The organism is Lapidilactobacillus salsurivasis (assembly GCF_054785215.1).
Genome location: NZ_BAAABI010000014.1, coordinates 13,849 through 25,348, shown reverse-complemented (window position 1 = coordinate 25,348; position 11,500 = coordinate 13,849). Strand labels below are relative to the sequence as shown.

Here is an 11,500-nt window from a genome sequence, read left to right as displayed (position 1 = left end):
GCTGGCTCGTCTTGTGGGACTTGGGTCGCCGCGTGCTGCCGCGCGTAAAGACGTTCATCTTCACGGACGATATACTGTGGGCGCTTCTTGGTTTCGAGGAAAATTTTGCCAATATACTTGCCAATAATGCCCAGACACAGCAGTTGCGTGCCCCCGACCAGCAGCAGGATCGAAACCATTGACGGCCAACCAGTGGTAGGGTCGCCGTAAGCCAGCGTGCGGATCACGATCACGATCAAGGCGATCAACGCCCCCAAACAACTAGCAGCGCCAACAAACGAAGCAATATTCAGCGGCGCATCGGAGAAATTCACGATGCCATCGATCGAATAGGAAAACAACTTCCAAAAGTTCCAGCTCGTTTGCCCAGCGACGCGTTGCACATTCTCATACTCCAAATATTCCGTGCGAAAGCCGACCCAAGAGAACAACCCTTTAGAGAAGCGATTATACTCGGTCAACTCCAAGATCGCGTCAACCATTTGCCGGGTCATCAAGCGATAATCCCGCGCACCATCAACGATCGGCGTTTGCCCGATCCGATTCATTAACCGATAGAACGCCCGGGCAAAGAAACTACGGATCGGCGGCTCACCTGCCCGCGTCACCCGACGCGTTCCCACACAGTCGATCTCCGGATCCTGAATTTTGCGGTACATTTCCAGTAATAATTCCGGTGGATCCTGCAGATCCGCATCCATGATCGTCACATAATCCCCTGTGGCGCGCTGTAACCCCGCGTACAAGCCCGCCTCTTTCCCGAAATTACGCGAGAAAGACACGTAATGGACCGTTTCCGGATTTTGGACCGCCAACTGGCGCAAATACAGCAAGGTGCCGTCACGCGAACCATCATTGACGAAAATATATTCGAAACTCAAGGGCAATTGGGGCCGCAACTTTTCCATTGCCGCGAAGTAATAAGGCAAGGCCTCTTCCTCATTATAACAAGGCACAATGATCGATAATTTCATCTCTGACGAAAACTCCCTGGGAGCCTCCGCGCTTCACATCCTTAAGTTATTCAGATTATTTTACTAAGTTCACTGCTCCCATTATCCCATGAACCGCCGCAAAATCAAACCGAATTTACCCTGACCACCACTCAGCCCCCGCGCCGACAGCACCGCCTAAAGCACCGCCCGAAGCGTAGCCCAAAGCATAACCCGAAGCACCGCCTGAAGCATAGCCCGAAGCATAACCCGAAAATCCCCCACCCCATTTGACCAAGAGAAATCAAAAAAGCGATTCCCCAGAGGAATCGCCTTGATCAAATCATGATAGATTGGGTTAGCTGGATTCGAACCAGCGCATAACGGAGTCAAAGTCCGTTGCCTTACCGCTTGGCTATAACCCAATAAAAATATGGAGGAGAGTGGATTCGAACCACCGAACCCGAAGGAGCGGATTTACAGTCCGCCGCGTTTAGCCACTTCGCTACTCCTCCATCGTGACTATCGTTCAACAGCCAACTTTAATATCTTACCTAAAAACCAATCATTTTTCAAGACTTTCGCCATATCTTTTTTTCAGGACTTTCCGGATCGCTGGGACAAGCCGGCGTCATTGCCATCGCACAAGTTTGATACCCGCCATTTCCGGCCCCTCCAGCGGTTGCTTCGCTGGTTCTTCCGGCTGATTTCTCATAAAGAGACTTTGCGATGATTCTTTGAGATGATTCTTTAGGATGATTTCTCAAAATGATTCTTCAAGATGATCCTTTAAGATGATTCTTCAAAATGATTCTTCAAAATGATTCTTCAAAGTGAGCCTCCAAAATGATTCTTCAAACCGATTCTTCAAGGTGAGACTCCAAGTCGATCCGTCAAACCGACCCTTCAAATCGAGCCTCCAAGTCGATTTTTTAAACGACAAGGCCCGAATAACCGCGACTCGAACACAATTTGGCCGCAGCACCTCGCTTGCTAACGCGTTTTTGCTCATCCTTGAAATTCGCGCCATTTTTCGTCGGACCAGGGGGCTTCGGCAATAAGCACCGATATCATGACCAGTCACCCAGGCGATTTGCTGGTAACGCTTAATTTTTGCTTAATGGATCACTTCTGCAATTGTTGCCCGGTCCGAAAGCATGGTATAATCAAGCTAATCAAAGTATAAAATAATCGTGGTGGAGGGAGTACTATGATGAAGAAAAGAAATTGGCGGGTCCTGTTAGTCTTACCGATCGCGTTGCTAACATTGGCGGCCTGCAACAAGCAACAAGATGCAGTTAGCGACCAAGAACAGGCCCAGAGCTTGACGAAAAAGGGCAAGCAAGCACTGAGCGATGAGGAATACGAGCAAGCTGTTGCTTACTTTAACTCCGCGGCCACCGTCAAAAGTACCGCAACCAGCCAGAAGTACCAGCAACAGGCGCAGGATTTGGCCAAGGCCGACCGCAAGATCAAAGCTTTCAAATTCTCCGCAGCTAAAACGGCCTTAGACAAAATCAAGACTGAGAAAACCTTGGACGAGATCAAAACAGCTAAAAGCGATCTGCAAGCTGAGTTGAAGAGCGTCAAGAGCACCTACAATGACCTTGACAAAGCCAAGGTCGAGATTGCCAAAGAAATTAACGACAAGGATTACGACAAGGCTTTGGCCGCGATCGATAAACTGCTCGGTCAAAGTGCTCTAAGCCAGAGCCCCTTTGAACAAGAGACCATTGGCCTGTTGAAATCCAAGGTTTCGATCCTGACCAGCGCCGACGATGATAGCGACGACGATCAAGACAGCGACGGCTCATCCAGTTCCAGTAGCTCCAGCCAACCCGACGGCAAAGGAGCCATCGCTGACGGCAAGGTCACCAGCGCCGACATCGCCGCTGCCCGGAAGCAATTAGAAAGCCAAGGCGTCAATGCCGGCAGCTGGAGCAACGTTGACATCGCCAACGCCATCCTTAACGCCCGCGCTGATGGCCGGAGCACCATCAAAGAATCTGACATGGAAAACTACAAAGATCCCAGCACCAACAGCTAAATAATCCACTTGATTTGCTGAAAAACGCCAATCGGCCCACCGTTATAAAACGGTGTAGCGCCGGTTGGCGTTTTCTCGTTGACTGGCTGGTTTTGAAGCAACTGCCTAGCCGTGCATGACCCTTTTTCGCTGCTGGCCGCCGATCGCTCTCACGACCAATCCTGCCAAGCCAACCGTAGCACGGGACCCAGAACACCGTGTTAGCAGATTGATGGATGACCAGCTCACCGCGATCATAACGTTATAACGGCCAAATCTCGACACCATTCTTGCCAAAAGTTAGCTTCACGCCATTCATTCAAGCGGCGCAATCCGTAACCAACTGGCGCATGATAATAGGTCGTTCCTGCTAAGGTCACCGGTAAATGACGCGTATGTAAATGACCAAACGCGACCCGCTCCACCTGTTCATCCGCCAAAAGCTGACCTAATTTCTGACTACCCAACATCCCATTGACATTTTGCCAACGCGGATGGTCCAACTGATCGAAAATAAAATCCCGCCGGGGCACGAAATGAGTCAGAAAAAGCAGCTGATCCCCGCCAACCCGCGCTCGCGCTAGATCGGCTTGCGTCTGCGTCAACACGGTGGCCATGCGCTCCTGATCTGACAGGGGCATTTTGATCCGGCGATCGATCCAATAAGCCGACTTCCAACGTGCGAACTCCGCTGGCGTCCGCGCCGTGGCCAACGAATCCGCCAATGAATAGTCATACCAGCCGTTATTCCCCACCAAACTGACGCGCGTCCCGGGCAAATGGATCACCCGGCGATGCAAATAATTCGGCCCGATCAATTCCGGCTGCTCCAACTCCTCATAAGTGACCCCCGCCAGCATATCATGATTCCCCGCCACAAAATAAACCTGCGTCCGTGGCGCCAATTCACGCTGCAACCGCTCCACATAGGCCAAGCTATGAGTAAAATCATTAAACAAATCGCCCGTCATCAAATAGTAGTCGACCCCCGCCGCCTGCAAAAACTCGGCCTGCCGCGGAACCAGCTCCGTGACATCCTGCCGATTGATATCCAAGTGTTCATCACTAGAGATGGCGATTTTCATGGGTGAACCTCCTTTTTAATGGCATTTGAGAAGTTGAGCGAGCCCTCCAATCGACATTCATCAGGATCTCGAGCATGAATCCTCAATTTTTAAAGAATTACAATCTATGGTCCATGCACCCGGCTCACTTCGGTCACAAAATCTGAAGAGCGCTACCCTAGCTCCGACAGGCACAGGGGCTTCGTGACAAATCTCGACGCTAACTGCTCTAAGGAAGCGCGACCGGATTTCGATTAGCACCATGCCAACACTAAGGGGGTTCAGCATAGACGAAGCGCAGACGAGACGGAGAGGTGTAGCAAGTAACTTTATTAATAGTATCATTTCGTTTCAATCCACGCACCTCAAACGAGGTGCAGGTAATACCAAGTCGTATCGTTGCAAAATTTGGCTGCTTCAGGATCAACCCCCGCATACGCGGGGAATACTGAGTTTATAAAATAAATTTGCAAATAAAAAACCGACATTTCTGTCGGCTGTAAGGTAGTCCAAGAGTTGAAAAGGACTTCCCTTAGTATACACCACGATCGGGTTGCCTACAACCTATCCTGGTTTGTAGGAGGTGCGACCACTGGCCGAGATTGGCTCCTTTAGTGCATCCGATTTCAATCCACGCACCTCAAACGAGGTGCGACTTCGCTTGCGGCTAACGACAGTGCGGCTCGAGTATTTCAATCCACGCACCTCAAACGAGGTGCGACGTAATCAGTGGGCGGATGATGAGCGGTGGTAGATTTCAATCCACGCACCTCAAACGAGGTGCGACTGCCGAGCAGCAGACGATTCTGGCACGCAACGGTATTTCAATCCACGCACCTCAAACGAGGTGCGACTCAGGGTGCCGATCACTGCCGACGGTCGTGCGATTTCAATCCACGCACCTCAAACGAGGTGCGACTTTGATTTTGTAATTTAGTTAACACACCGGCGATTTCAATCCACGCACCTCAAACGAGGTGCGACATTATACAAGAATAATGCATTCAATGACCAGCAAATTTCAATCCACGCACCTCAAACGAGGTGCGACTGGCTACAAAGGTTATATTCAGCTAGCTCAACATTTCAATCCACGCACCTCAAACGAGGTGCGACTGTGATAAGCCTTGATAGCCAGAGTATGGTCTATTTCAATCCACGCACCTCAAACGAGGTGCGACGGTGACCGCCTGGCCGTTTTCGCTGACTGCCTATTTCAATCCACGCACCTCAAACGAGGTGCGACCATATAGTTTTACGAGGATTTCAAGATATTTAGAATTTCAATCCACGCACCTCAAACGAGGTGCGACTAATATTAAGTTTAATTGCCAATTCTCTGATTATTTCAATCCACGCACCTCAAACGAGGTGCGACCTGATTTTTTTGTATTGGCTGTAATGCCTTTACTATTTCAATCCACGCACCTCAAACGAGGTGCGACGACCCCTTTGCCGGCAAAACGCGGATGGAGAATATTTCAATCCACGCACCTCAAACGAGGTGCGACTCGACAAAGTTAAACCATATGACAAGAACCCAAATTTCAATCCACGCACCTCAAACGAGGTGCGACACTAGCCGTTATCGCTTTAATCATCATAGTTTTATTTCAATCCACGCACCTCAAACGAGGTGCGACTGCGGAAGTGACCTGCGAGACTTTTTGCCAGGTTATTTCAATCCACGCACCTCAAACGAGGTGCGACGCATTTCGTCGTCAAAGTCAACGTTTTTTCCCCATTTCAATCCACGCACCTCAAACGAGGTGCGACCTTCTCCGCTAGTTAGCGCCATTACTCGTGTTAAATTTCAATCCACGCACCTCAAACGAGGTGCGACCTTTCATACGGTTACACGCCACTGGCGAGCAACTATTTCAATCCACGCACCTCAAACGAGGTGCGACGTCCTCCAATTTCATTGTTGTTGGTCTCATTTATTTCAATCCACGCACCTCAAACGAGGTGCGACACGTTGCCAATGTTCATCACTTTGCGTGCTTTATTTCAATCCACGCACCTCAAACGAGGTGCGACACAGATTAAAATTGCATCAGCTAATCCGTTTTAATTTCAATCCACGCACCTCAAACGAGGTGCGACAAGGCTACCACGGCGGCAACGACGGCAACGGCAGATTTCAATCCACGCACCTCAAACGAGGTGCGACATCAAGTCCCTGGCGACTGGTGGCCAAGGGAAATTTCAATCCACGCACCTCAAACGAGGTGCGACAAAGTAGTAACCTGGCAATACGATGCTTTAGCCATTTCAATCCACGCACCTCAAACGAGGTGCGACTGTTCACCGACCGATTAATGCAGCCATTAGGGAATTTCAATCCACGCACCTCAAACGAGGTGCGACGTAAACGCTTGATGCAGACTAGGCTGGATTCTGATTTCAATCCACGCACCTCAAACGAGGTGCGACTCGATGCGCTGCGCATGATCACCCGCGCCGATCGATTTCAATCCACGCACCTCAAACGAGGTGCGACGGGCGACGTCATGAACGTAACTGCCTCCGTTATTATTTCAATCCACGCACCTCAAACGAGGTGCGACTTTCGCCACAAATTGCTAGATCACCAGTTTTTTTATTTCAATCCACGCACCTCAAACGAGGTGCGACGGTACCGGTAACTCGTCCAGCATCTACATGGGTGATTTCAATCCACGCACCTCAAACGAGGTGCGACCATTCCCTTGACTGTCAACCGTCACCACAGTAGTCATTTCAATCCACGCACCTCAAACGAGGTGCGACGGTCAAGTTCAGCCAACGTTGTGCTGCGTGTTTATTTCAATCCACGCACCTCAAACGAGGTGCGACCGTGCAGCTTGAGCTGACGATTGATTGTTTCTATTTCAATCCACGCACCTCAAACGAGGTGCGACCAAAAGAACCCAGCTCACGTTGTCATTCCTGACATTTCAATCCACGCACCTCAAACGAGGTGCGACTAAAATAATGGTGGTTTCGGTGATCAGTTCGCAATTTCAATCCACGCACCTCAAACGAGGTGCGACTTAATGGTGTTAGTCTTGATGAGTCGGCCAGTATTTCAATCCACGCACCTCAAACGAGGTGCGACCAAGGGTAATCGAATATTATTCGTTGTTCACCATTTCAATCCACGCACCTCAAACGAGGTGCGACAAAAGAGGTTTTATTAAATGAGTATTCTACCAATTTCAATCCACGCACCTCAAACGAGGTGCGACGCATCTTTTTCATCAGTCTGTGTTTTGTTGTAATTTCAATCCACGCACCTCAAACGAGGTGCGACGACGGTTGACAGCCAAGGGAATGTTTATTTTGATTTCAATCCACGCACCTCAAACGAGGTGCGACCATATGATTCACCGTCTTCTCCTGTGACTCTCAATTTCAATCCACGCACCTCAAACGAGGTGCGACAAAGATTAGCAAGAATGGGGAAATATTATGGCAATTTCAATCCACGCACCTCAAACGAGGTGCGACGTTTTGTTATTTGCTACCTCTCATTATTGTGGATTTCAATCCACGCACCTCAAACGAGGTGCGACGTGGGTATTATGATTGATGGGGAACGGGCCATATTTCAATCCACGCACCTCAAACGAGGTGCGACTAAACTGGAGCAGATTGAAAAATGACAGCAGTATTTCAATCCACGCACCTCAAACGAGGTGCGACTGTACAGCGCCTACAACGCAATAGAAACATCGATTTCAATCCACGCACCTCAAACGAGGTGCGACCATTCTAGCCCGTGGGAAGCCGTTTGCCTGAAGATTTCAATCCACGCACCTCAAACGAGGTGCGACTTAGTTGTTTACTTAGGTTGCTGAACTGCTGAATATTTCAATCCACGCACCTCAAACGAGGTGCGACAGCAAGCAACAAGGCTTTATCTCTCGCTACAAAAATTTCAATCCACGCACCTCAAACGAGGTGCGACTTAAAGGAGGGGTGCTACGTGATATGGCAAAAGATTTCAATCCACGCACCTCAAACGAGGTGCGACATGTTGAAGGCACGGTGGTTCATGTCGCGCCAGATTTCAATCCACGCACCTCAAACGAGGTGCGACCAGAGCGTTGTGAATGCACGTGAAGCCGGCTATAAATTTCAATCCACGCACCTCAAACGAGGTGCGACAGCTACGCTACCAAATTCAGCTTTAAGATGATATTTCAATCCACGCACCTCAAACGAGGTGCGACATGCCGGACGTCTTGGCAAAAAGTGCTAAAGCGATTTCAATCCACGCACCTCAAACGAGGTGCGACTAAATGCCATCCTTGCTCGCGTGCCTTCTTGCATTTCAATCCACGCACCTCAAACGAGGTGCGACTGAAGCCATTCCGAATGCCATTCACAACATTTATTTCAATCCACGCACCTCAAACGAGGTGCGACCACTGGTTTTCAGGGAAACGCCTCACTTGCGCTTATTTCAATCCACGCACCTCAAACGAGGTGCGACAAGTTGGTGACCAGATTACTGTGTCTGCCGATGATTTCAATCCACGCACCTCAAACGAGGTGCGACGAGCTTCAAGAGCTTTACGAGGAGCGCAAAAAAATTTCAATCCACGCACCTCAAACGAGGTGCGACTCGAAAGAGATGTCTCAACCTATGATTTGGACATTTCAATCCACGCACCTCAAACGAGGTGCGACCCTTGGGAACCGCTTAGGTCGGCAATATAGGTATTTCAATCCACGCACCTCAAACGAGGTGCGACAGTGTTGCCAATGCGTCTAGTCCGGTACAAATCATTTCAATCCACGCACCTCAAACGAGGTGCGACTCCCCCGGCTGTCCTGAGTCTGAGTCGTCATCTATTTCAATCCACGCACCTCAAACGAGGTGCGACGCCTGTAATTGGGGTACGCTGTCCGCAATAAATATTTCAATCCACGCACCTCAAACGAGGTGCGACAGTGTTGCCAATGCGTCTAGTCCGGTACAAGTCATTTCAATCCACGCACCTCAAACGAGGTGCGACCCGCTGACCGTGTACTACATTATCTCAAACTATATTTCAATCCACGCACCTCAAACGAGGTGCGACGTTGTCGGCGATTGTCACGTCCTTCCATTCTTATTTCAATCCACGCACCTCAAACGAGGTGCGACGGGCTCCATCGAGTGTCCCTTGGCCCGGAGATAATTTCAATCCACGCACCTCAAACGAGGTGCGACGATCTTGCGGTGTGTAGGACTGCCCAATTAGTTATTTCAATCCACGCACCTCAAACGAGGTGCGACTTGGTGGGCCATTTCCTTATAGGATTTTGCCGATTTCAATCCACGCACCTCAAACGAGGTGCGACTGCCAATGGTCAATCACAAGGACTGTGATAGAACATTTCAATCCACGCACCTCAAACGAGGTGCGACCACTCGCGAGAATGGAAACAGTTACGATCGTTATTTCAATCCACGCACCTCAAACGAGGTGCGACGAGCTCCACGAGCTTTACGAGGAGCGAAAGAAAATTTCAATCCACGCACCTCAAACGAGGTGCGACAATTTTCATGGTTTGGAAGTGATGGGGATTGTATATTTCAATCCACGCACCTCAAACGAGGTGCGACGCTCATAGTGCACACCTCCAGCCGGTAGTTTCATTTCAATCCACGCACCTCAAACGAGGTGCGACATAACCTCTGGCAATCCTATTGATCCTTTTCGATTTCAATCCACGCACCTCAAACGAGGTGCGACTTAGACTCTAGATCCAGGATTTTCCACTGACCATTTCAATCCACGCACCTCAAACGAGGTGCGACCTTCGTCTATTGACGCTGCCTCAGTACGGATACATTTCAATCCACGCACCTCAAACGAGGTGCGACAGTTTGCGATACCGCGTTGTGATTCCGGGAATCATTTCAATCCACGCACCTCAAACGAGGTGCGACTTGATTCTTGGCTTGGTAAACTCGCCACGAATAATTTCAATCCACGCACCTCAAACGAGGTGCGACAGCAATCAAAGCTATCCCTAAGAGCAAAAAGCCATTTCAATCCACGCACCTCAAACGAGGTGCGACTCTTGATGTTGACGAGTCCAAGCTTAAATCGCTATTTCAATCCACGCACCTCAAACGAGGTGCGACTAAACCAATTCCTGATTCAGTTATCGATACTCATTTCAATCCACGCACCTCAAACGAGGTGCGACAGTCATAAATCTCAAAGACTTGATAGCCGCCAGATTTCAATCCACGCACCTCAAACGAGGTGCGACTGTTTTGTTATTTGCTACCTCTCATTATTGTGGATTTCAATCCACGCACCTCAAACGAGGTGCGACCAAACAGCATTAAGAACATTGGCTTAATCCTTATTTCAATCCACGCACCTCAAACGAGGTGCGACGGTTGCCTTATCTGCCAACGATTGTACGGTGTTTAATTTCAATCCACGCACCTCAAACGAGGTGCGACGGCTACGCTACCAAATTCAGCTTTAAGACGATATTTCAATCCACGCACCTCAAACGAGGTGCGACAAACTACCTAACTAAATTTTTACAATTAAAGGAATTTCAATCCACGCACCTCAAACGAGGTGCGACGAGGAGCGCAAAAAAGAAGTGGTGGAGCTCAAATTTCAATCCACGCACCTCAAACGAGGTGCGACCTTGTCTTTAACGACAGTCCAAGCATTAATCAAATTTCAATCCACGCACCTCAAACGAGGTGCGACCGCGTCTGATCCCACTCAGATGCATCCGCTGGATTTCAATCCACGCACCTCAAACGAGGTGCGACCCGGTGACACAGGTAAAAAAGGCGACCCTGGCATTTCAATCCACGCACCTCAAACGAGGTGCGACCCGTGGACGATTTTGTAGCCATTATCCACGCCTATTTCAATCCACGCACCTCAAACGAGGTGCGACAAGTCTGTCAGTGTTTCCATCCCGGCCGACTGATTTCAATCCACGCACCTCAAACGAGGTGCGACCATCCGCTAAGCCTCAACCATCCGGCCAACTTATTTCAATCCACGCACCTCAAACGAGGTGCGACTTCGTTACTAAACCGGATATCAGGACTATCGACATTTCAATCCACGCACCTCAAACGAGGTGCGACTTCATCGTGTCGTGTTTTACGCTTGCTTTCTCTATTTCAATCCACGCACCTCAAACGAGGTGCGACGAGCTGAATTTTGTCAGGTAGTTTGCATTATCGCCTATTTCAATCCACGCACCTCAAACGAGGTGCGACACAACGTCTGCGATGATTACCGAAACAGTACAAATTTCAATCCACGCACCTCAAACGAGGTGCGACATTTATCTAACCGCACCGATTCCCCTGTTCCAATTTCAATCCACGCACCTCAAACGAGGTGCGACGCGTCTTTTGCCAAATTTGAGTACCATCTGAGCTATTTCAATCCACGCACCTCAAACGAGGTGCGACAGACCAATTTAAATATTTCCAGTATGTTCGGGATTTC

Annotated in this window: 2 protein-coding genes, 2 tRNA genes, 1 pseudogene and 1 CRISPR repeat array (1 of these 6 cut by a window edge); of the genes and pseudogenes, 1 reads left to right on the top strand and 4 read right to left on the bottom strand. The window is 49.4% G+C overall.

Annotated elements, in window-relative coordinates; translation table 11 throughout:
- Nucleotides 1-50 precede the first annotated feature (50 nt).
- From ACYVSB_RS12045 to ACYVSB_RS12035, 3 genes and pseudogenes are all read right to left on the bottom strand, one after another.
- Nucleotides 51-974: pseudogene (locus tag ACYVSB_RS12045) on the bottom strand (glycosyltransferase family 2 protein); the annotation flags it as partial.
- A 311-nt stretch (nucleotides 975-1,285) separates the two neighbouring features.
- Nucleotides 1,286-1,357: transfer RNA gene (locus ACYVSB_RS12040), tRNA-Gln, on the bottom strand.
- A 9-nt stretch (nucleotides 1,358-1,366) separates the two neighbouring features.
- A tRNA-Tyr gene (locus ACYVSB_RS12035) sits at nucleotides 1,367-1,447 on the bottom strand.
- Between the two features lie 698 nt (nucleotides 1,448-2,145).
- Between ACYVSB_RS12035 and ACYVSB_RS12030 the strand changes: the two genes are divergently transcribed.
- Nucleotides 2,146-2,979 (top strand): hypothetical protein, encoded by an 834-nt coding sequence (locus ACYVSB_RS12030; protein WP_461219577.1) that lies wholly within the window; start codon nucleotides 2,146-2,148, stop codon nucleotides 2,977-2,979.
- Between the two features lie 233 nt (nucleotides 2,980-3,212).
- Here the strand turns inward: ACYVSB_RS12030 and ACYVSB_RS12025 are convergent, their stop codons facing one another.
- Complete coding sequence (locus ACYVSB_RS12025; RefSeq protein WP_125596963.1) at nucleotides 3,213-4,043, bottom strand: metallophosphoesterase; 831 nt, start codon at nucleotides 4,041-4,043, stop codon at nucleotides 3,213-3,215.
- Between the two features lie 602 nt (nucleotides 4,044-4,645).
- Nucleotides 4,646-11,500: a CRISPR direct-repeat array (repeat unit 33 nt; unit sequence ATTTCAATCCACGCACCTCAAACGAGGTGCGAC); it runs 4,311 nt beyond the window's last position.

Coding starts and splice junctions, on each gene's coding strand:
- ACYVSB_RS12030 (WP_461219577.1), top strand. CDS start 2,146: ATGAAGAAAAGAAATTGGCGGGTCCTGTTAGTCTTACCGATCGCGTTG.
- ACYVSB_RS12025 (WP_125596963.1), bottom strand. CDS start 4,043: ATGAAAATCGCCATCTCTAGTGATGAACACTTGGATATCAATCGGCAG.